Source organism: Streptomyces sp. 150FB, from assembly GCF_000818195.1.
In the GTDB taxonomy this organism is placed as follows: Bacteria; Actinomycetota; Actinomycetes; order Streptomycetales; family Streptomycetaceae; genus Streptomyces.
The window spans coordinates 7,639,501-7,660,971 of record NZ_JTHL01000001.1 but is presented as its reverse complement, the minus strand read 5'-3'; the positions used below and the strand labels follow the sequence as shown (position 1 = coordinate 7,660,971).

The following is a 21,471-nucleotide window of genomic DNA, read 5'->3' as shown; positions in this document are numbered from 1 at the left end:
CAGGACCGCGGTGTGGTGCCTCCGGGTAGCTGGCGTCGCCTCGCCGTCCTGCCTTCGTTCGGGCGAGGGTGAACGTGCCGATGTACGGGCGAGCACGGATCCCGACGACATGGTCACGCCCCTCACGCCCCTCACGCCCCGCCCAGCTCCCCGGGCTCCGGCCCCGAGTCCTGCGGCATCAGGCCCTTCGGCCCGCCCTTGTCCGCCCCGTCCTTGAAGGAGGGGCCGTCCATCTGCCTCCACGCGGGGAAGATCACCGGGCTGAGCGTGGCGAGGAGATACGCACCGCCGACCACGAGCATCGTGGTGAACAGGCCGGCCGAATCGACCAGGAAGCCGGCGGCGAGGCCACCCAGCGGGGTGATCGTCAGGACCGAGGCGGTCGTCGCGCTGAGCACGCGGCTGCGCAGCTCTTCGGGCACGGTCTCGTACATCACCGTGGCCAGGATGGGATTGAGGACACCGCAGGCGAGACCCTCGATCGTCATCATCACGGCCAGCGGGGCCACGGTGTCGGAAGAGGCTGCGACCACGAAGCGGGGCATGCCGACGATGAGGAACGCGATGGTGAACACCGGCCACCGCCGGAAGCGGCTGCCCACCGCCCCGTAGACCAATGCCCCCGTGAGCGCGCCAACGGAGAACAAGGCTTCCAGCAGGCCGAGATCGACAGGACCGCCCAGCTCGTCACGTACGTGAACCGGCAGGAGTACGGCGCTCCAGCCCTGGTCGAGCCCCCGGGTGGCCAGCGTCATGAGACAGATGCTGAGGAGGAGCGGGGTGCCCATCACATAGCGGTAACCCGCACCCAGCTCGCGGCGATAGGTACGCACCGATGCCGGCTCGGCCCGCTGTTGGGGCTGGGCCTCGGACAGGCCACGCAGCCCGAACGCGAGGAGGAGGGCGGACACGGCGAAGGTCGCGGTGTCCAGCAACAGGACGCGGTCGGCGCCCAGTACGGCGATGAGCACGCCGCCGATGGCCGAGCCGATCATCCCCGCGCAGCGTGAGGCGCCGTCGTACAACCCCGCGGCCCGGGTCAGCGGCATCCCGGCGCGCTCGGCGAGCGTGGGCAACAGCACGCCTCGGGCCGTCACGCCCGGGGCGTGGAAGAGCCCCGTGACGGCCATCAGCCCGCACAGCATCCAGAAGTGCAGCACCCCGGCGAACTGCAGCAGCGGAACCGCGGCGACGGCCGCTCCACAGACGAGATCGGACGCGATACCGACCCGGCGCCGCCCCAGCCGGTCGATGACCGGACCGCCGACGATGGCGGACAGCACGACCGGCAGCATCGTGCAGAACGCGACGATCCCCGCCTTGGCGGCGCTCCCGGTGCTCTGCAGCACGAACCATGGCACAGCCATCCCGGTGAGCCCATTACCGGTGATGGAGACAACATTGGCGGCGAGTAAGGCGGCGAAGGGGCGGCAATCGCCGGGCAAGAGCAGCTCCACGGGGATGCGGGACGTCGGGACGCGGCGCATCCTGGCACGGGGACGGGTCCCGGGGCACCGCAATATTCGCGGCCTGCCCCGGCGGGGAACTCGAAGTCCTCCGAGTCCTCCGAGTCCTCCGACGTGGTGTGGATCGAAGCTCAGTCCTCGCGGGTGCCGTCAGTTGGGAGTGCCGGACGACCACGAGCCGGCGGATCTTGGCATCGATCTGTTTGACGCTGAGAGAGCAAAGCCTCAGGCGAGCAGGAAGCCGCCGTCCACCGGCAGTGTGGCGCCGGTGACGAAGCTCGCCTGGTCGGAGAGGAGCCAGGCCGCTGCCGTGGCGATCTCCAACGGTTCGCCCAGGCGGTTCATCGGGCTGAAGCTGTTGAACCTGGCGACGACCTCGGCAGGCGCGTGCTGCATGCCGCCCAGGAACATTTCGGTGGCCGTGGAGCCCGGGGCGACGGCGTTGATACGGAGGTTCTGCCGGCCGTACTCGAACGCGGCCGACTTGGTCAGGCCGATCACACCGTGCTTGGCCGCGATGTAGGGGGCCAGGCCGTAGTTCCCGATCAGGCCGCCGACGCTGCTGGTGTTGACGATCGCGCCGCCGCCGTCGGCCAGCATGACCCTGATCTCTGCCCGCATGGCCAGGAAGACACCCTTGAGGTTGACGGCCAGCAGACGGTCGAAGGTCTCCTCGGTGTACTCGTGGAACGCTTCGACAGCGCTGGCGCCGGCGTTGTTGAACGCCGCGTCCAGCCTTCCGTACAGGTCCCGCGCGCGTTGTACGGCGGCGTCGATCGTGGCGCGGTCGGTGACGTCGACGCGGATCGCGTCGATCTCGTGTCCCGCACCGCGCAGTTCGTCGCGGAGGGCTTCGATCGCTTCGACGTTGCGTGCGCCGATGACCAGCCGGGCGCCCTGCGAGGCGAAGTGGCGGGCAGCGGCGGCGCCGATGCCCTGGCTCGCGCCTATGACCAAGGTGGACTTGCCGTCCAGCAGACCGGTAACCGTGGTGGACATCAGAAGACGGCCTCTCTCGGGGAAATCGGGGAAAATCGGGGAAATGGGGAAAGCGGGGGAAGCGGCAAGGAGCGTTGCGCGCGACTCGACCTCGCGACTCGCGACTCGCAACTCGCATCGAGTGGCTGCTCCCGGCCTCCCGCCGTGGTGCCTCCAGCGTCGGTCAGCGCGTGGACGGCCGGCCAGTGCCCCCGGCGACGGTAGGACTCGCAGTACCTACCGTGACCAACCGCCGCTGGACGACACTGGGAACGTGACCGACGAACGCAATCCGCTCGGCGCCGCACTGCGTCGCTGGCGTGACCGGCTCGCCCCTGCGGACGTCGGCCTGCCACCCACCGGAGGACGCCGTGCCGCCGGCTTGCGCCGTGAGGAACTCGCCGCGCTGGCAGGCCTTTCGGTGGACTATCTCGTACGGCTCGAGCAGGGCCGCGCCACCCGGCCGTCCGATCAGGTCGTGGAGGCGCTGGCCCGCGCCCTGCACCTGGAGGCGCCCGAACGCGATCACCTCTACCGCCTCGCGCATCTGCCGCCGCCCGCGTCCGGACGTGTCTCGACGTACATCCCGCCCAGCGTCCAACGCCTGCTCACCGGACTCGGCGACCAGCCCCTGGCCGTCTTCGGCGCGGACTGGACCCTGCTGACCTGGACGCCTCTGTGGTCCGCGCTGATGGGCGACCCCGCCCGGATTCCGAAGAGCCGGCGCAACCTCGTACGCGACACCTTCCTCACGCCGCCCACACCCGAGCACTGGCCCGTACGCTCCGAGCGCGGTCCGGATGCCGTCGAGGCCGCTCTCGTCGCCGATCTGCGTACGACGGAGGCCACGTGGCCCGACGACCCCGACCTGCACCGGCTCATCCGCGACTGCCGGACTCACAGCGCCCGCTTCGCGCGGCTCTGGTCCCAGGGAGCCGTGGGACGGCAACTCCACGACCGCAAGACCATCAGCCATCCGCTCGTCGGGGACATCACCCTCGACTGCGACGTCCTCACCGTCCCCGGAGCAGACCTCAGGATCGTGGCGTACACGGCGCCCGCCGGCACACCGCCCGCGGAGCAACTCGACTTCCTCCGCGTCACCGCCGTCAACACCCACCTAACCATCGGTGGATGAGAGGCTGTTGGCATGATCGTTGTTGCGGAGGGGCCGAGCGCCGCAGGGAAAAGCAGGTACGTCCGCACACACGATTCGCGTCGGGTCGTGGACGAGAATCCGGGTCATCTGAAGCCTCCGGCGACGGCGACCGCCGAGGAGGAGAGCCGCTTCTGGGTCGAGTGCGGCGAGAGGCGCTGGGCTCAGGCCGTACGTCGCGAGGCGGCGGAGGGCTTCACGGTGTGTGACACCGATCCGTTGAAGCTTCATTTCGCCTGGTCGCTCGCCAGAGCCCGGATCGCTCCCGCTCCTGACCTCTTCGAGAGTCAGTTGGTTCTGACCCGGGCGGCCATCGCCCGGCGCACGCTGGGAATCGCCGATCTGATCGCGTGTGTCATCCCGTCCGAAGCGGTACTGCGGGAGCGCCGGGAGGGTGACACCACGCGCCAACGGCGCAACTTCGACACCCATGTGCGGCTGGCCCGCCCGCTGTTCGAGTGGTACGGCACACTGAACGACATCGATCCCGGCCGCGTCATCCGGGAGTGGCCCGACGATTCCGCGCCGAGCGCGCGAAGCGACCGCGATCGGTACGACCTGGATCTGTTCGACACCTGGATGGAACAACTCCCCGCCGTCTGAGGGCCGCCCGCGCCGGGAACGCGTCTAGAACGGCCTCGCCTCGTCGTCCGTGACCGCCGCCCCAACCCTTACGCCGTGCAGGACGTGCGCCAGCACCTCGGCACCGCGTACGACCCGGGGGCCGGGGCGGTTGAAGTACGCCGGTCCGTCCAGGACCCAGACGTTGCCCGCTCGTACGGCCGGCAGTTCCGCCCAGCCGGGCAGCGAGGTGAGCGCCTCCCTTTCGCGCAGGGTGCGTTCGGGCGGGAACCCGCACGGCAGGACGAGGACGACGTCGGGGCGTGCGTCACGTACCTGCTCCCACGTCATGGGCTTGGTGTGCTCGCCGGGCGTGGCCAGCAGCGGTTCGCCGCCGGCGTAGGTGATCTGTTCGGGGACCCAATGGCCCGCCGGCCACAGCGGATCCAGCCACTCCACGGCCACGACCCGAGGACGTGGGCGGCCCGCCGTCAGCCGGGACACCTGGTCCAGGCGGCGCAGCAGCTCCGCCCGGCGATCCTCGGCCCGCTCGCGTACCCCGAGCAGGTCACCGACCGTCACCAGGCAGTCGAGTACGTCGGTGAGTGTGCGGGGTTCCAGGCTGAGCACCCGGGTGTCGGTGTCCAGGACACGTACGGCCCGGCTCACCCGCTCGTACGAGACGGCGCACACGTCGCACAGGTCCTGGGTGAGCACCACGTCCGGCGCCAGTGTGCTCAGTACCTCGGTGTCCAGTGTGTAGAGGGAGGAGCCCGAATGCGCCGCTCCCCCGACCGCGTCCGAGATCTCCCTGCTGCTCATCTCGTCCTGCGAGAGGTCCGCACCGGTGACGACGGGTACGGAACGCACCGCCGCGGGCGGCCAGTCGCACTCGTGCGTCCGCCCGACGAGATGCCCGGCGAGCCCGAGTTCGGCCACGATGTCGGTCGCGGCCGGGAGGAGAGAGACGATGCGCATGTCAGCGACTGTAGACCGCGCCACTGACAGTCGGAGCCCGGCGCCTCGGTTCGCCGTTCACAGCCCGGGACCAGCGGTTCACGCCCCCGGGACCAGCGCCTCGGCCACGATCCTGGCTGCCTGGGCGATCGTGGGACTGCCGGCGGTGGAGTCCGGGTCGGTGGGAGCGGTGTAGACGGCGAGGATCAGCGGAGCACGGCCGGGTGGGTACACCACCGCGATGTCGTTGGATTCCCCGTTGTTGCCACTCCCCGTCTTGTCCGCGACGCGCCAGCCGGCGGGCACTCCGGCCCGGATCTCCTCGCCGCCGGTGGTGTTGGCGGTGAGCCAGCCGACGAGCAGGTCCCGGCCGGCCGGGTCGAGAGCCTGGCCCAGTGTGAGGGCGCGCAGGTCGGCGCCGATGTGCCCGGGGGTGGTGGTGTCCAGGTCACCGGTCGCCTCGTTCAGTTCCGGCTCGGTGCGGTCGACGCGGGTTACGGGGTCGCCGAGTGTGGATACGAAGCGGGTCACCGCCCTTGGACCGCCCAGGACTCTGACGAGCAGGTTCGCCGCCGTGTTGTCGCTGACGGTGATGGCGGCCTCGCACAGCGCGGCCACGGTCATGCCCTCATCGAGGTGCTCGCCGGTGACGGGCGAGTTGGAAACCAGCTCGGAGCTGTCGTAGTGAATCACCGTGTCCAGCAGGCCCGGACGCAGTCGGCGTGCGCGCAGGATCGCCGCCACGGCAAGCGCTTTGTGCGTCGAGCAGAGCAGGAAGCGTTCGTCGGCGCGGTGGCGCACCTCCCTTCCGGTGCCGGTGTCGAGTGCGTACACACCGAGCCGCCCACCGAACCGCGCTTCCAGCGCGGCGAGTTGCTTCTCCGCCCGCGCGGTCCCACCGGGCGCGGGGCGTGGCGCGCTCTTCGCCGGTGTGCGGGCGGGGGCGGATGACGGTGGCATCGCACACCCGAGGAGTGCGGCGCCGATGCCCGCCATTCCCCCGGTCAGTACGGCACGGCGCGGTCGGCCGCCCCGTACGGGTGCGGGTGCGGGTGCGGGCGCCGGTGCGGGTGCGGGCGCCGGTGCGGGTGGCATGGTCCGGCTGTTCCTCTGTTGCGTAAATGCCAACTGGCTGGGTCGCCTTGTGTCCATGTCCGCAGTGCATCAGAGGCCTGGTGATAGCTCAAATACACACGCCAGGGGCCTACGATAGGCAAATACCTATGATCACTGGTACAGGTGACTGATGGACTTGCTGCGGTATCTGAACTTCTTCGTCACAGTCGCCGAGGAACGGCACTTCGGCCGGGCCGCGCGACGGCTGGGCATGACTCAACCCCCGCTGTCCCAGGGGCTTCGCCGACTTGAGGATCACCTCGGGGTCCGGCTGCTCGACCGGGGGCCGCACGGGGTGGCGCTGACCACAGCGGGGCGTGACCTGTTGCCGCGCTCCCGGTCCCTGCTCGAAGACGCCGCCGCGATCCACCGGACGGCGTCGCGCCATGTCGAGGCGGCGCGGACCCTGCGGATCGGGGCCGTGCCGGACCTCGGCGCCAGGACCGGCGCCCGGCTCGCGGCCCACGCCGCCCGGCGCACCGGCCGGCGTACGTCACTGACCACCGGGTCCACCGTCTCCCTGATCGACGCCGTGTCGGCGGGTACGCTCGATGTGGCCGTCACCGGCCACCCCGCCGTCATCGAGGACGCCCGGGCCGGCCCGGTGATCGCTCTGCCGACCACCGTGCTCGTCCCACGAACTCACCCCGCTGCCGAGGCTGTTGGTCCTGTGCGACTGCGGGCGTTGCGCGATCTGGAGTTGGCGACCGCACCACGTGCCCATGCCCCGGCCGCCCACGACCTGCTGCTCGACACACTGGAGACCCGCGGCCACCCCGCGCGGCCGGTCGAGGTCGACGACCCGACGGCCGCGCTCGCACTGGTCGCCACAGGAGCGGCGTTCGCCCTGGTCGCCGATCGCGATCTCGACTGCGACGAGGTACGCGGGATCGCGCTGGCCGGCGAGCCGGTGCTGTTCAGGGTACGGATCGTGTACGGGGACGAGACGGAGGCCGAGGTGGTCGACGAACTCGCCGCCGTACTGCGCATCATCGCCACGGAGGCCGGAGCGGGAGCAGGACCAGGAACGCGAACGGCAGCAGGAACGGGAACGGGAACGGCATGAGGATCACCGAAGCCGAGAAAGCCGTCCGTGGTGTGTTCCGCGACGCCGGTGTACGCGGCTGGCTGCATGCCCGTCCCGTCAACGGCGACGGCCCCCGCTCCGCCGACCAGGAGGTGTGCGTCGGCGCCGACATACCCGTGGTGGTGGCCTCGGTGTACAAGCTCGTAGCCCTCGTGGCGTTCTGTCGCGCGGTGGACGCCGGCGAACTCGACCCCCGGCAGCAGGTCACCGTCGAGCCCCACCGCCGTACCCCTGGGCCGACCGGGATCTCCGCGCTCAGCGACCCGGTCACCATGACCTGGCGCGACCTCGCCACCTCGATGATCACCGTCTCCGACAACGCCGCTGCCGACGCCGTACTCGAACGCATCGGTCAGGACCGCGTCCGCGCCGTGATCGAGGACCTGCGGCTGCCCGGCACCCGCATCCACGGCGGCACCGCCGAGGCCCAGCGCAGCCTGCTCGCCGACACCGGCACCGACGATGTGGCGGCCGCGTTCTCCGTACTCGCCGACAACAATGTGCCCGTGACCGTACGCGAACTCGATCCCACCTTCGGCTCCGCCACCACCCCACGGGACATGACCCGGCTGCTCACCGTGCTCTGGCGCGGCGAGGCGGCCTCGCCGGAACAGACCCGCTTCGCCCGCCGTCTGCTGGAGGCACAGGTATGGCCGCACCGGCTGCGCGCCGGTTTCCCCGGCGCCGCGACCGTCGCGGGCAAGACCGGGACCGTCGGTGCCATCCGCAACGAGGTCGGCGTCATCACATACCCCGGTGAACACCCCGTCGCCGTCGCCGTGTTCACCCATGCCGCACGTACGGACATCACCGTCCCCCGCGCCGACGCCGCCATAGGAGCCGCCGCCCGGCACGCCGTGAACGCCCTGCGTACGCCCGCCCTCGGCGGCGGCTGAGACGCCGGATCACACCCGTCAGGGCATGAGGCACGCCGGTGACCGGTGTGCGGCAGTCATGCGGCACCCCTCAAGTGCGCTTCTGCGTACGTACGGAAGGCCGACACCAGGCGGCTCCGGTCCTCGGCACGCGTCGCCAGTACGACGTGGCAGGGATCGACCCCGTCCAGGGGGACTGTGGTGAGGTCGGGGCGCAGTGTGCCGAGGCCGGCGCTGCCCGGGATGATGGCCAACGCCTGCCCACCGGCGATGAGTTCGACCTTGTCCTCGACGGCTTCGGCATACGGACCGTCCGGCGCGCGGCTGCCGTCGGGGCGGGGGTCGATACGCCAGTAGGCGTCCCACACCGGATCGGAGGCCCGGGTCAGTGGTTCGTGGGCGATGTCGTCCAGTGTGACGGACTCCTTGCCGGCCAGGCGGTGGTCCAACGGCATGGCCACCACTCGGGGTTCGTCGTGGAGGACTGTCACACGCAGGTGGTCGGTCGGGAACGGCAACCGGGCCACCACCGCGTCCACCCGGTGCTCCAGCAGCGCGGTGTGTGGTTCGTGCCAGGGCACATGGAGTGTGCGCACGTCGGCCTCGGGGTGCCGGCGGCGCAGTTCGCGTACCGCCGGGGTGACGATGATGTTCCCGATGTGGCCGACGGTGATCCGGCTGGGCCGGCCGGCGGCCTTGGTCCGTGCCGCCGCCTGGGCGGCCGAACTCAGCAGCGTTCTGGCGAGCGGGAGGAAGACCTCGCCTGCCTCGGTGAGCTTGCTGCCCTGCGGAGTGCGGTCCAACAGGCGGGCGCCCACCTGCTGTTCGAGACGGCTGATCCCCCGGCTCAGCGACGACGGGGTGAGGTGCAGCGCGGTGGCGGCGCGACCGAAGTGGCCGTGCTCCGCGAGCACGGTGAAGCACCGCACGAGTCGCAGATCGAGATCCTCAGTAGACGCGGGCGAGGCAGGCATACGTCCAAGCGTATGCCCGTTGTGCCGGCGCGGCGCTGGATCCAGGCTCGTGTGAGCTGCGGTGTTGCGTAAAGCGCGGCGCGCTGTGCGAAACATTCATTGGACGGAACGCGGCCGGTGACCGGAAGGTGGAACCACCGACCGGCCGCCCCGAGCGGCCGGTCGCCAACCGGAGAATCGCAGGAGGCTTTCCATGGGACCCACCGATCGCGACGACGTGGTGTCCGGAGCGCGCGGCGCTCTGGGACCGGTCGGCGTGCTGCTGCCGGTCTCGTTCACCGGCACACCGTCCGTCGGCCTCCAGCGGGAGGCCGTGGGCAGGCTGGAACGCGCCGGCTACCGCGCTGCCTGGACCAACGAGGTCGTCGGCGGCAAGGATGCCCTCGTACAGGTGGCGCTTCTGCTGGCGGCCACCCGGCGCATGGTGTTCGGCACCGGTATCGCCAACATCTGGGCCCGGCAACCGGCGACCATGCACGCCGCGGCCGCCCAACTGGCCGAGGCCTACCCCCACCGCTTCGTGCTCGGGCTCGGCGTCGGCCACCCCCAGCAGGCGGCCGCCACCGGTCAGGTGTACGGCAGTCCGCTGGCCACCATGCGGGACTATCGCGCTCGTATGGACGACCCGACGCAGCCGCCCGCGCCCGATGTCCGCTATCCCCGGATCCTCGGCGCGAACGGACCCAACATGCTGGCGCTGGCCGGCCGGATCACCGACGGCGCGCTGCCCGCCGGGCTGCCCCCGGAGTTCACCGCGCAGGCCAGGCAGGTACTCGGCCCGGACAAACTGCTGGTAGCCGGGGTGTCCGTCGTCGTGGACCCCGATCACGACAGGGCGCGGGCGCTCGCCAGGGAAAGGGTGTCGGCCTCGTTCGGCATGCCGTCGTACGCGGCGGCCATCGCCGGGCTCGGCTACGAGGACGACGGAACCGCCGAGCCGAGCGACCGCCTGGTGGACGCGGTCGTCGGCCATGGGAGCGCCGAGGCGATCGCGGCCACGGTACGCAGGCACCTGGCCGCCGGCGCGGATCACGTGCTGCTCATGCTGCCGCCCGGCGGGGAGTTCACGGCCGGCGTGGACCAACTGGTGCGGATCGCCGGGCCGTTGGTCACGCTCGGCTGAGCGGTACGGGCGTTAGAGGTCCTCACAGAAGCCTCTGATGATGTCACTGTCGGCTCGGATGCTCGTTGGGCTGTCCGTGGGGAAGAGAGAGTCGCGTCCGTGGATCGTCTCGGATGAACTGTGGTCGTTGATCGAGCCGTTGCTGCCCGAGCCGGGGCCGAAGCTAGTGGGCGGCCGACCGCGGGTGCCGGGCCGGCAGGCTTTGCTCGGGATCCTGTTCGTGCCGCATACCGGGATCCAGTGGGAGTACCCCCTGCTGGCGAGAATCCCATCTGTCCCGGGTCTCGTGGGGCGGCCACGGCGGCTGCCCGACATCCTGCTCGGTGACCGTGGCTACGACCACGACAAGTACCGACGCCCGGTCCGGGCTCAGGGCGTCAAACCGGTCATCGCCCGTCGCGGCGTTCCGCACGGTTCCGGCCTCGGCGTTCACCGCCGGGTTGTCGAGCGCGCGATCGCCTGGTTCCACGGCTTCCGACGTCTACGTATCCGCTGGGAACGACGTGACGACATCCACGAAGCCTTCCTCGGCCTCGCGACCCGCCTCATCACCCACCGACACGTCCAACGCCTTTGTTGGGACCTCCAAGAGAGACCGGGTTCGCGATGCGGATGCCCGATGGCGGCAAGGTGACGCAGTGTGTGGCCGGTCGGTTTCAGTGTGTGTTCGACGTCGTCGCGCACGTGCCTGCCGAGCGCTGCGAGCAGAAGGCGGCACTGGCGGGTTGCGGCAGGACGGTCACGGCACCTCACTTGATCACGAGAGTTTCAGTTTGACTGTAAGTTGCGAATGAGGCAGGCTCCAGTCGTGTCGGAGAACGGCGCGGTGAACGTACCCGCGTGCGGAACGCTGCCTGCCCGGGGACCTCGCAGCGTCACGGCAGAAACACTACAAGCGTGGGAATCTCGGAGGCTCCGAAAATGACGGACCACACGACCAACTGGCCCGACCACCTGACGGGCGACGCACGGCCACTGGAGGTCGGCATCCTGCTTTTCGACAGACACACCGCACTCGACCTGGTCGGCCCGTACACCGCTTTCGTGATGGCGGGCATGAAGGTGCACCTCGTGTCGGAGACCCTCGATCCCGTCGTCTCGGACGACGGTGGACTGACCATGGTCCCGACCACCACCTTCGCCGACTGCCCCGAGCGGCTCGACATCCTGTTCGTCGGTGGCGGGTTCGTGGACGGGCCGATGCTCGACCCGGCCACCATCGCCTTCTTGGCGGACCGCGGTGAGACCGCCTCCTACATCACCGGCGTGTGCAACGGCACGCTCATCCTCGCGGCAGCCGGCCTGCTCGACGGCTACCGCGCGGCCACGCACTGGGCGTCCCGGGACGAGCTGGCACAGCTCGGCGTCGAGGTGTCGACGGAGCGTGTGTGCATCGACCGCAACCGGTTCTCCGGCGGCGGTGTGACCGCGGGCATCGATTTCGGACTCACCGTCATCGCGCACACTCTCGGCGAGAAGGCTGCGAAGTTCGCGCAGCTCGTCATGGAATACGACCCGAAGCCGCCGTTCGACGCCGGGTCGCCTCGGAGCGCGGGCCCCGAACTGGTGGGTCTGCGTACACGACTCATGGCCGAGCCCGACGCCGCTCTTCGAAACGCCGTGACCCGCGTGCTGGAACGGCGAGCAGCGTCGAACTCGCGTGCGGTGCCGGACGGTGGTGCCGGGCTCTCCGCCTCCACCGTGAACGGCTGAGCGCTCCAGGCGTCATGCCTCGAACCCGACACCCGTCACGCCGGCGTCGGGTTCGAGGCGCCGTGAGCCCGTATTTCCCGAAGGCGACACCATGCACGCGCGTCCACCCGCACCGTCCGCGGATCCGCGGTGGCGCGGGTGGGGCGGGTGGGGCCGGGGCGAGGGCCGGGCGTTGGTGGAGCGTCCTCTCGCCGACGACGCTGTACGGGCGACCTGCCTGCTCATTCGGATACGGTGGAAGTACTCCGACATGGCCAGGGAAGGAAGGCGTGCATGGCAGACGCAGGGGATGCTCGCCCGGCGCGATACCCACTGGGTCCAACGATGATCATGATCCTCCAGGCGCGTTCACTGGAGGCACGGGTGGAGGACTCGCTCAAGGGCATCGGCCTGTCCCTGCGTCGGCTGGGTCTCCTGGGACACCTGCGGCAGGATCCGGGCATCTCGTTCAGCGCGCTGGCGCGGCGGGCGGGAATCAAGGTGCAGAGCCTGCACCCGATCGTTGAGGCGCTGATCTCCGAGGGGTACGTCGCCACCGTCGGCGGTGTCGGGCAGGGCCGTGCGGCGGTGATGGAGCTGACGGACCGCGGCGCGAAGGTGCTCGAGCGCGCCACCGGGCTGATCGCGGAGCACGACCGCGAGGTGTTCGCGGACGGAGAGTGGAAGGACCTGGGTACGGCCCTGACCCGTCTTGGCGAGGCGCTGTGGCGCGAGCGCGTGGCCTCGTCGGCGTCGGGCGCCGAGTGAGCGCTCGTCGAGTAACGCGCCGGCGTGCCGGAAGGTCCTCCTGCCGGACCGGCGCCGATGTGCGAAGCGCGGGGCCGCCACCGCCGCCTGCGGGTCGGGCGACGGCGGCAGCGCGTTGTGCCGCGGGGCGGGGCACTCACGTACCGAGGAGCTCGTAGAGTTCGTGGAGCTCGATGCGCCGGCCTGTGAAGAACGGCGCCTCCTCCCGTACGTGCGACCGTGCGCGTGTGGCGCGGAGGGTCCGCATCATGTCCACGAGGTCGAGCGGATCGTCGGCTTCGAGCGGAAGGATCCACTCGTAGTCGCCGAGTGCGAACGCGGGGACGTGTTGGTCAGAACCGAGCGATACGCCGCTCCCGCGCGGCCGTGCTCGGCGAGCAGGTCGCGCCGCTCCTCCTCGGGGAGCAGGTACCACTCCGAGGCTGTGGACGTTCCACAGCGCGAAGCCAGGACCGGCTGTTTCGTTGTCGCTCACGAGAATCTCCTCAACGCCGCCGGAAACCCCAGAAGGCGGCCCGGCGGAAACACCGGTGCGGCCGGGCGCCGGCGCTGGCACCCTGTGCCGGGTGACCTCATCCGGGACGACCTCCCTCCACACCGCCGCAGCCCACAACAACGCCGAGTGGTGCGCCTCGGTGTGCCGGTCCCACGGCATCGCGGAGACCTTCGGCGAGACGGCCTGGTGGAGTTCACGCCGTACGCCGCCGTACTACCCCGACGCCGTCACGCTGCGCCCCGACGCCGTGCCGGCCGACTTCCTCGGTCGGATCGACACGGCGTCAGCCGGGTGTTCGGTCAAGGACAGTTTCGGCACGCTCGACCTCGCCCCCCACGGCTTCGCCGAACTCTTCGACGCCCGGTGGATCCACCGTCCGGCCGGGCTTCACGTACCGCCGGCGCCCGGCCTGCGTACCGAGCCCGTCCTGACGTCCGCCCAGCTCCACGACTGGGCGACCGCGTGGCACGGCGGCGGCGAGGTCCCGGACGTCTTCCGGCCGGCGCTGCTGAGCGACCCGTCGGTGCGGGTCCTGCGGGTCCTGTCCGTTCACGACGACGAGTTGTTGGGAGGGGCTGTGCTGAACCTCGGCGCTGGGCTGGTCGGCCTCTCCAACATCTTCCACATGGACGGCGCCGATTCCGCCGCCGTCTGGTCCGCCACACTCACCGCCGCCGACGACGCGTTCCCCGGCCTTCCCGTCGTCGGCTACGAGCGCGAGGACGATCTCGCGCCCGCACTCGCGAGCGGTTTCAGCGCGCTCGGCCCCCTCCGTATCTGGCTGCGTACCTCATGACCGGCATTTGATTCGCCGTCAGAGACATGCATCGGCGCTCACGGGTAACCCGTACTCCTGACAGAGGAGGCGCAGATGCCGATCACGTTCCGCAAGAGTTTCCGGATCCTGCCGGGGGTACGGCTCAACATCAACCGCCACTCCTGGTCCATCACGACCGGTGGCGGCAGCCACGGGCCGCGGCACACGTCGAGCAGTACGGGCCGGCGTACGACGTCCCAGGACCTGCCGGGTCCCTTCGGCTGGCGCAAGACCACGACCAAGCGTCGTGGGCACTGAGCGCGTAGCAACAACCGCTGAGCATACGTACGGGAGGCCCGCCAGCCACCCGTACGGAGGATCAGCGTTTGCCCGGGTGACCTCGCGGACCGATGATCGGATCGCGGAACGTCACCCGGGCCTTCGCGTTCCGGCTCCCGCTCGGGCCGACACTCCCACCCGAGCCCCGAGGCGCCCTTATCTCACACATGAGATATTCTCACTTCATGGCAGACGACTACCTCGAACGCATCGGCAAGCTCATCCGTGTTGCTCGTCAGCACAGAGGGTGGACACAGACCCAACTTGCCGAAGCGCTGGCCACCAGCCAGAGCGCCGTGAATCGTATCGAACGCGGCAACCAGAACATCAGCCTTGAGATGATCGCTCGCATCGGCGAAGCCCTGGACAGCGAGATCGTGTCACTCGGCTATGCCGGCCCCATGCACCTGCGCGTGGTCGGCGGGCGCCGGCTGTCCGGCTCCATCGACGTCAAGACGAGCAAGAACGCGTGCGTGGCGCTGCTGTGCGGCTCGCTGCTCAACAAGGGCCGTACGGTGCTGCGCCGCGTCGCGCGCATCGAGGAGGTGTTCCGCCTCCTCGAAGTACTGAACTCCATCGGTGTCCGCACCCGCTGGATCAACGACGGCGTGGACCTGGAGATCGTGCCGCCCGCCGAGCTGGACATGGAGGCCATCGACCACGAGGCCGCGGTCCGCACCCGCTCGATCATCATGTTCCTCGGCCCGCTGCTGCACCGCCTCGACACCTTCCGGCTGCCGTACGCGGGCGGCTGCGACCTCGGTACGCGCACCATCGAGCCGCACATGATCGCGCTGCGCCGCTTCGGCCTGGACATCGCTGCGACCGAAGGGCTCTACCACGCGCAGGTCGACCGTACGGTCTCGCCGGGGCGCCCCATCGTACTGACCGAGCGCGGCGACACCGTCACCGAGAACGCCCTGCTGGCAGCCGCCCGGCACGACGGTACGACCGTCATCCGCAACGCGTCCTCCAACTACATGGTCCAGGACCTGTGCTTCTTCCTCGAAGCGCTGGGCGTACGGGTCGACGGCATCGGCACGACCACCCTGACCGTGCACGGCGTACCGGACATCGACGTGGACGTGGACTACTCCCCCTCGGAGGACCCGGTCGAGGCGATGAGCCTGATCGCCGCCGCCGTGGTCACCGAGTCGCGACTGACGATCCGCCGCGTGCCGATCGAGTTCCTGGAGATCGAGCTGGCCGTGCTGGAGGAGATGGGCCTCGATCACGACCGTACGGCCGAGTACGCGGCCGACAACGGCCGTACGAGACTGGTGGATCTGACCGTACGGCCCTCCAAGCTGGAGGCGCCGATCGACAAGATCCACCCGATGCCCTTCCCTGGCCTGAACATCGACAACGTGCCGTTCTTCGCGGCGATCGCCGCCGTGGCCCAGGGCAAGACACTGATCCACGACTGGGTGTACGACAACCGCGCCATCTACCTCACCGACCTCAACCGCCTCGGCGGCCGTCTCCAACTCCTGGACCCCCACCGGGTGTTGGTGGAAGGCCCGACCCGCTGGCGCGCGGCGGAGATGATGTGCCCGCCCGCACTGCGGCCGGCCGTGGTCGTGCTGCTGGCGATGATGGCGGCGGAGGGGACGTCGGTCCTGCGCAACGTGTATGTGATCAACCGGGGTTACGAGGACCTGGCCGAACGCCTCAACTCGGTGGGCGCGCAGATCGAGATCTTCCGCGACATCTGACCAGCGGGGTGTCGTGCCCTTTGGCGGCACGGGGCACGACACCTCAATATGCCAGCTGACCTGCGGATACCTACCTTCACGGCCTTCCACTGATCTCCGTCATTTTTCAGCACCTTGTGCAATGCATGTGCAAGATGATCTTGAATGGCTGACGGCACGTCAGGAAAGATTGAATAACCGCCAGCCTTTACAGAGGGTTGCCCGCCGAAGTGGCCTCGCATCATCCGATGTCCGTCGGGTCACGCCGACCGCGCCTGGGCGACGAGGTGACCCGCCACCTGCCATGACCACTCCGGCCTCGCGACGCAGCCTGGGGTCCGACCGCGCATCCAAGTCCTCCGGCTGACCACTTCGCCACGCAGAAGAGGACCCGCACCACGCGGGCGCGTCCTCTGTCGTAGACGGGCGCCGTGTCACGGGCTGAGCCTGCGCCCACCTCATGAGAGCACCCGCTGCGACGTCCGGGCCGGCGGGTGTCGGGCCGCCCTACGATGAGCAGCGTGACAAGTCTCCGCACCCCAGGCTCTGGCCCTCAGCACATAGCCGTAGGAAGCGCCAAGACCAACCGACAGCTGACCGACTCCACCCGCCTGATGTGTTCCGCCGGTACGGCCGCCTTCACTGTCTGGTGCGCGAGCGTCGGTCGGCGGCCGCTGCCTGCTAACCCGGAGACGGTTACTGAGTACGTGGCGCACTTGACCGTAAGCTTGTTCCGCTTCGACGGACACCATTGGTGTGGTGGTCCGGCTGCGAGTGCGGTCGGCGCCGACGCCTGGGCCTTCGGAAAAGCCCTGGGCCCGCAGGCCGTGCTCACCGTCCTCGAACAGGGCGAACATCTGGCGGTATACGGACAGCAGCGGCTCGGAGCCGCACACATGGGTGCGGTTGGACTTCGCTCCGTTACACCAAGGCGGTCTGGGCCGAATACAGCTAACCTCGTCCGTCTGCTGTTATCTGACGCTGTTGCCAGCCGCAGAGTTCGGGATCGGGGACGCCCCCGCGCGGCACAACGGCAACGTTCCTGCCCCTGCCCCTGGCTCCAGAGCGAGCACGAACTCGCCATGCCGAGACAGCGGAGGCGCATACTGGAAGCCGTTCTCGGTGCGGGTGATCACGATGCTGCCCGCGCAGCAGCGACTCGTGGAACGGCCACGGGCCATTGCCTTGGAGAGGTGCCCCTCGGGTGGCGGCGGAGAGCTCGACTCATGGCAGTGGACCGACAGCTGCGTGCAGGCGATGTGTGCGTCGGGTGCCGCTGCCCGTACGCCTTCGATGATTTCCGGTCGCGGGTTGGCCGTCCGGCCGCTCGTTCCCATCGAGAAGATCACCATGCGCGGGTCGACCGCGGATGTGAGTGAGCGGGCGAACTCCACCGGATTCATAGCTCCGGGGAGACCGCCGTGATGCGGGAAGACGAGAACATCCGCGCAGAGTTGCTGACTTCGGCGATCTAAAATGTCCCGCAAGCCGACGCCGTCGATGTCACTGGCGAGGAGCACGGCCGCCGCGCCGTCGAGATGGATTCGGATGACGGCGGACATGGTGTTGCTCGTCACCGTGCCAAACCGGGAATCGCTCGTGCGCGGACCCGACAGCGCCATCAGCGATCGAGGATGACAGACTTCGAGCTCCGCCCGGCCCACCCGAATGGGAAGGCCCGTATCCGTAGATACGGGAAGGATGCCGGTGGTGCGTTTGTCGTCCGCCACGAGCTGCAGGGTTTCCCGCAGGTGCCGCCACGCCAGCGTGTCCTTGGACGCGTCGGTGTTGACCCGGACACGGCCGAGCGACCACCGCGGGTCCAGGAGGAGCTTGTTCATTCCCGCGATGTGATCCTTGTCGACGTGCGAGACGATGACTTCCTCGAGGTCCGTGCAGCCGATTCTTTCGAGTTCGGCGTGTGTGGTGTCGTCCGCGGCGTCGACAACCGCGCACCGTTTCCCGTCGCGGACGATGGCAGAGTTGCCATGACCAACATCCAGGATCGTGACCGCGAGGTCGTCCTCGGAAGATGGGCTCTGACGGGGGACAAAGGGAACGGTCACAGGGCGCGGATTTCCTCGGACAGTTGGGGGGCCAGGGAGATGTGTGCGAAGCAAAGGTCCTCAACCCGAGGGGCGTAGCAGTTGACCTCGGCCCGCAACCAGGTGCCGGGCAGCAGGGTGTCTGCGGGAGTCCCGGTGTCCTCCTCGAAGCGCAGCAGCGGCAGTTGCGCCACCTGCGTCAGGCTCCAGCCACTGACCAGCACTTCGGCGTATGGTGCTTCACCTGCCAGGTACACGGCGAGGACCTCGATCGGGGTACGGAACCGGCTCCGCTCCCGTGACCACCTGCCTGCCGCCTCTTCGAGTGCATATCGGACGGCGTCGAGGACTTCCTCGTCGTCGGCCTGTTTGGGTACGACTGCCGGGATATCGGCCCGCCATCGGTGGATGGATGATGCCTCGTGGGTGCCTACATGCGAGCTCATGACGATGGCCGGGAGCTTGTGTGGGCGACTGTTGGCGCGGGCCGCGAGCTCCGCTCCCGTGAATGCGACCGTCCAGCTGTTGCGCAGCTGGTGGTCGCAGACGAGTACGTCCAGAGGGGGGAGTGTCGACAGATACTCCCCCGCCGTGGCGCGGGGACGCGGCCGGGGCATGATCAGAGCCTGCATGTCGAAGTCTTCGAATAGTCGGCCAAGGGCTTCTGCGTCGGCCTTCACATCGTCCACGATGCCGACCCTGTGGACACCCTCAAGGCGCAGAGACATCGTTACTCCTCCCGTTCGCCGTACGTGGCCCGGCGGCGGGGGCCGTCGTCGTCGAGGCCGGCAACTCGACCAGTAGCCGGGCTCCTCCCAGAGGGCCGTTTTTGACAGCTTTCTGACGTCCCGACATGTCGCCAACCGTGTCACGGACGATGGTCAGACCCAAGCCTGTCCCACCGTCTCGGGTGGTGAACCCGGGAACCCAGATCTCATCGGTCGAGGCGTCCTGGATACCTGGGCCCGAGTCATCCACGGTGAGGCGAATCCACGGAGCGTCCTTATCGACGAAGGAGCGTGTCGCGAGGTGGATTCTGCGCTCCAGGCCGCCGTCCGTACGCGTCAGCGCATGGATGGAGTTGACGAGCAGATTGGACACGATGGACTCGATCGCAGCCTCGTAAGTTCGTACGCGAAGGTTGTGGCCATCGAGATCAAGGGTGACGTGAATGCCGCGGTCACTGAGGAAGTTATGGAACAGGCGCAATGTCGCCAGGCACACTTCGTCGATGTCCACGTATGTCAGATCGCGCTTCTTCCGGACAAGGAGTTCCAGGGGGAGCTTCGCGAAGATTTGCAACGTGCGGGCGCCGTCCATGATGGCACTCAGCGACGGTTTGTAGCGGTCGTCAACGATTCCCGGATCGATGTCCCGACGCACCCTCCGGTCGACCGTGCGGGCTTCCTGGAGGATGCGATCAGCGGGCTGCTGCGCCTCGTGGGCAAATACGGCGGTACTCGTTCCCACAGTGGCGAGGGCTCGGTAGAGGAGCAGCTCGGATTGAAGATCCTTGATCTCTCGCAGGCGTTGGTCCGCCAGGTGCTGCGAGGTAGTCAAGATACGTTGAACCGACGCACGGTCAAGACCACCATCCAGGCGGCCCTGGTTGTCCGCGAGTTGCTCTTCAAGGGCCTTCTTGGCTTCGGTGAAGTCGGCCTCGGCATCGGCCGTCTGCACCTTCGCACGATTGCGTTGTTCTTGTCGTTCGGCTTCGCGAATCTGGCGACGGCGCTGCGATGCCCATTCAACTGCGGACCGGGCGAACTCACGTAGCTCACCGAAGGCGGCGTTCTGGACGAAACCGCTGCGGTCCGTCTTCGGCTGAAGGCGATCTTCCGGGTCGTTGACGACCAGTGCACCTACGGAGTTGTTTGTGTAGGGCCGGAATTCGGAGAGCACAGCACGACGGACGTTGATGCTCAGCCAGTCATCGTCAGGGTCACCATAAGGCTGGACTCGCAGCCCATGGTGATAAAGGTGCACACCGCCGACGTCGGCAAGCCAGTTTTTGATTTCCGGTGTTGGCTGGATTGAGTCACGCAGGGCGACCGAATGTCTCGGGTTGAGGTTGAACATCCACAGGTCGAACTTGGCCGCAGGGGCACTGGAGAAAAGGCGTTGGTCGCCTGTGGCGGTCGTTTGGCGTCGGCCTCCGGCGGCCGCGGACCGAAGGTCGCTCGCCGTTGCAGTGCCGATCAGATTTCCCTGATGGTCCCTGAGTTCCGCCGACTGGCTACCATCCTCACCGAGCCTTCCAGACAAATGGAATTCGGCCCACTGCAGGTGTTCATCCGTCACAGCCGAGGTGAGGTCCTCATGCCCGAACGCCGAGGGATTCCATATAACTTTGAAGGTCGACTCGGTCTGAAAGGGGCCCGTGAGCAGGGTGAGCGAGCGCGTCAGCCGGTCGACATCGGCGACACTCAGCCCCTGCCGGAGATCGTGTATCTCGATACTGGTTCCCACGCGGGCGTGAGGCGGGGCGTCGCGGAGTTCAAGCGCCACGTCCTCCACCGCGTGTGCGGAGTCGAGTTCGTCCCAGTCGATACCCAGGGTGTACTGCACCCCTAGGGTCGCCTCGGATCGCGTCGTGACCTTCACGCGGCGGCCTAGACGAAGCGCCGCCAGACGCCCGAGACCCTTCTCGCCGACCCGCCTTCGACCGCTGCGGGTGAACGGCGACGACGGCTTCCTGGAACTGCCGATGAGCAGGAAGTCGGAGGTGAGCTCGGCGTCGGTCATCCCGTGTCCGTTGTCCGAAACGATGATCGAGCCGCCAGGGCGCCCGGAGTCGACCAACTCGATGCTGCACTCAGTGGCGTCGGCGTCGTACGCGTTGCGTACCAACTCCATGATCCCCATGTCTGGATGCGGAACGAGTTCTTCACCTAGACGCGTGAGGATCTTGGGCGCGAAGCGCAGATGATGCCTGGCCAACCGGCGCCGCCTCTCGTGAGCAGTGCGCTCCCAGCATGCTAACTGCATAAGGAGCCTGCAAGTGAAGTGTTCTGACGTCAAGTCACAATAGGGCACGCAGGTCGCAGAGACCGCTGAAGCTGCTTGGGCACAGACTGATCCCGTTCCATCTTGTTCAGGTGGCGAGTTCGAGGGCGACGACGGCACGGGCGACGGCGGTGATCCGGGTGGTGTTGCAATGGAGCTTCCGCAGGAGCCTCCAGCATTTGAGGGTGGCCATAACGCGTTCGCCGAGGCTGCGGATCTTGGCGGCGTGATCTCGGCGGTGACGCCGGTGCCGGCCGCGCAGACCTTTACCCCGGAACGGAACGCGGACAGCAGGGTCGGCGCCTTGATGCGCCTTGTCCGCCCAGCACTTGATGGCATCGGCAGCGAGAGCGGCGGGAATGCCGTGGTTCCGGGTTGCGG

Annotated in this window: 21 protein-coding genes; 11 read left to right on the top strand and 10 right to left on the bottom strand. The window is 68.6% G+C overall.

Features of this window, described 5'->3' with window-relative positions; genetic code table 11:
- Nucleotides 1-131: 131 nt before the first annotated feature.
- Entirely contained in the window at nt 132-1,487 is a 1,356-nt protein-coding gene (locus QR77_RS32890; protein WP_078877438.1) for an MFS transporter, read from the bottom strand.
- 204 nt (nt 1,488-1,691) lie between these two features.
- Nucleotides 1,692-2,465: an SDR family NAD(P)-dependent oxidoreductase gene (locus QR77_RS32885; protein ID WP_040025696.1), complete on the bottom strand. Its 774-nt coding sequence runs from the start codon at nt 2,463-2,465 to the stop codon at nt 1,692-1,694.
- Nucleotides 2,466-2,718: 253 nt separating this feature from the next.
- On the opposite strand from QR77_RS32885, the gene QR77_RS45505 reads away from it, so the two are divergent.
- A complete protein-coding gene (locus QR77_RS45505) occupies nt 2,719-3,582 on the top strand; it encodes a helix-turn-helix transcriptional regulator (RefSeq protein WP_040025695.1) in 864 nt (287 codons plus the stop codon).
- 87 nt (nt 3,583-3,669) lie between these two features.
- Entirely contained in the window at nt 3,670-4,203 is a 534-nt protein-coding gene (locus QR77_RS45500) for a hypothetical protein (protein ID WP_052489228.1), read from the top strand.
- Between the two features lie 24 nt (nt 4,204-4,227).
- Here the strand turns inward: QR77_RS45500 and QR77_RS32870 are convergent, their stop codons facing one another.
- Nucleotides 4,228-5,139, bottom strand: a complete 912-nt coding sequence (locus QR77_RS32870) for a cobalamin-binding protein (protein ID WP_040025692.1) — start codon at nt 5,137-5,139, stop codon at nt 4,228-4,230.
- A gap of 78 nt (nt 5,140-5,217) precedes the next feature.
- Nucleotides 5,218-6,213: a class A beta-lactamase gene (bla, locus tag QR77_RS32865; protein ID WP_078877436.1), complete on the bottom strand. Its 996-nt coding sequence runs from the start codon at nt 6,211-6,213 to the stop codon at nt 5,218-5,220.
- 151 nt (nt 6,214-6,364) lie between these two features.
- On the opposite strand from bla, the gene QR77_RS32860 reads away from it, so the two are divergent.
- Complete coding sequence (locus QR77_RS32860; protein WP_052489227.1) at nt 6,365-7,300, top strand: LysR family transcriptional regulator; 936 nt, start codon at nt 6,365-6,367, stop codon at nt 7,298-7,300.
- On the top strand, nt 7,297-8,217 hold the full coding sequence (locus tag QR77_RS32855; protein WP_040025690.1) for a serine hydrolase: 921 nt from the start codon (nt 7,297-7,299) through the stop codon (nt 8,215-8,217). The genes QR77_RS32860 and QR77_RS32855 overlap by 4 nt, the downstream gene beginning before the upstream one ends.
- A 56-nt stretch (nt 8,218-8,273) precedes the next feature.
- Here the strand turns inward: QR77_RS32855 and QR77_RS32850 are convergent, their stop codons facing one another.
- A complete protein-coding gene (locus QR77_RS32850) occupies nt 8,274-9,170 on the bottom strand; it encodes a LysR family transcriptional regulator (protein WP_040025689.1) in 897 nt (298 codons plus the stop codon).
- Nucleotides 9,171-9,363: 193 nt separating this feature from the next.
- Here QR77_RS32850 and QR77_RS32845 point away from each other — a divergent pair, with 193 nt between their 5' ends.
- The 4 genes from QR77_RS32845 (at nt 9,364) to QR77_RS32830 (ending at nt 12,753) form a co-directional block, all read left to right on the top strand.
- Nucleotides 9,364-10,293 carry a TIGR03620 family F420-dependent LLM class oxidoreductase gene (locus QR77_RS32845; RefSeq protein ID WP_040025688.1) on the top strand — a complete coding sequence of 310 codons (930 nt, stop codon included), beginning with the start codon at nt 9,364-9,366 and terminating at the stop codon, nt 10,291-10,293.
- 58 nt (nt 10,294-10,351) lie between these two features.
- Nucleotides 10,352-10,927, top strand: a complete 576-nt coding sequence (locus QR77_RS44285; protein ID WP_107069146.1) for a transposase — start codon at nt 10,352-10,354, stop codon at nt 10,925-10,927.
- Nucleotides 10,928-11,214: 287 nt separating this feature from the next.
- Nucleotides 11,215-12,006, top strand: a complete 792-nt coding sequence (locus QR77_RS32835) for a DJ-1/PfpI family protein (RefSeq protein ID WP_052489226.1) — start codon at nt 11,215-11,217, stop codon at nt 12,004-12,006.
- A gap of 324 nt (nt 12,007-12,330) precedes the next feature.
- Entirely contained in the window at nt 12,331-12,753 is a 423-nt protein-coding gene (locus tag QR77_RS32830) for a MarR family winged helix-turn-helix transcriptional regulator (protein WP_052489225.1), read from the top strand.
- A 136-nt stretch (nt 12,754-12,889) separates the two neighbouring features.
- On the opposite strand, the gene QR77_RS32825 is transcribed toward QR77_RS32830, so the two are convergent.
- Nucleotides 12,890-13,228 (bottom strand): chlorite dismutase family protein, encoded by a 339-nt coding sequence (locus QR77_RS32825; protein WP_201778836.1) that lies wholly within the window; start codon nt 13,226-13,228, stop codon nt 12,890-12,892.
- A gap of 91 nt (nt 13,229-13,319) precedes the next feature.
- Between QR77_RS32825 and QR77_RS32820 the strand changes: the two genes are divergently transcribed.
- From QR77_RS32820 to QR77_RS32810, 3 genes are all read left to right on the top strand, one after another.
- Nucleotides 13,320-14,045 carry a hypothetical protein gene (locus QR77_RS32820; protein WP_040029040.1) on the top strand — a complete coding sequence of 242 codons (726 nt, stop codon included), beginning with the start codon at nt 13,320-13,322 and terminating at the stop codon, nt 14,043-14,045.
- Between the two features lie 75 nt (nt 14,046-14,120).
- Nucleotides 14,121-14,324 (top strand): DUF4236 domain-containing protein, encoded by a 204-nt coding sequence (locus QR77_RS32815; protein WP_040025686.1) that lies wholly within the window; start codon nt 14,121-14,123, stop codon nt 14,322-14,324.
- 206 nt (nt 14,325-14,530) lie between these two features.
- Nucleotides 14,531-16,060: a UDP-N-acetylglucosamine 1-carboxyvinyltransferase gene (locus QR77_RS32810; protein ID WP_040025685.1), complete on the top strand. Its 1,530-nt coding sequence runs from the start codon at nt 14,531-14,533 to the stop codon at nt 16,058-16,060.
- Between the two features lie 950 nt (nt 16,061-17,010).
- On the opposite strand, the gene QR77_RS32805 is transcribed toward QR77_RS32810, so the two are convergent.
- From QR77_RS32805 to QR77_RS49425, 4 genes are all read right to left on the bottom strand, one after another.
- Nucleotides 17,011-18,105 (bottom strand): MBL fold metallo-hydrolase, encoded by a 1,095-nt coding sequence (locus QR77_RS32805; RefSeq protein ID WP_040025684.1) that lies wholly within the window; start codon nt 18,103-18,105, stop codon nt 17,011-17,013.
- Nucleotides 18,102-18,773, bottom strand: coding sequence for a response regulator (locus tag QR77_RS32800; RefSeq protein ID WP_236710910.1), 672 nt, complete (start codon nt 18,771-18,773; stop codon nt 18,102-18,104). Before QR77_RS32800 ends, QR77_RS32805 begins: the two co-directional genes overlap by 4 nt.
- Nucleotides 18,774-18,795: 22 nt before the next feature.
- Complete coding sequence (locus QR77_RS32795; protein ID WP_052489224.1) at nt 18,796-21,024, bottom strand: sensor histidine kinase; 2,229 nt, start codon at nt 21,022-21,024, stop codon at nt 18,796-18,798.
- Nucleotides 21,025-21,178: 154 nt separating this feature from the next.
- Nucleotides 21,179-21,471: transposase family protein (locus tag QR77_RS49425; protein ID WP_347359806.1), on the bottom strand; the 293-nt coding region annotated here is incomplete at its 5' end.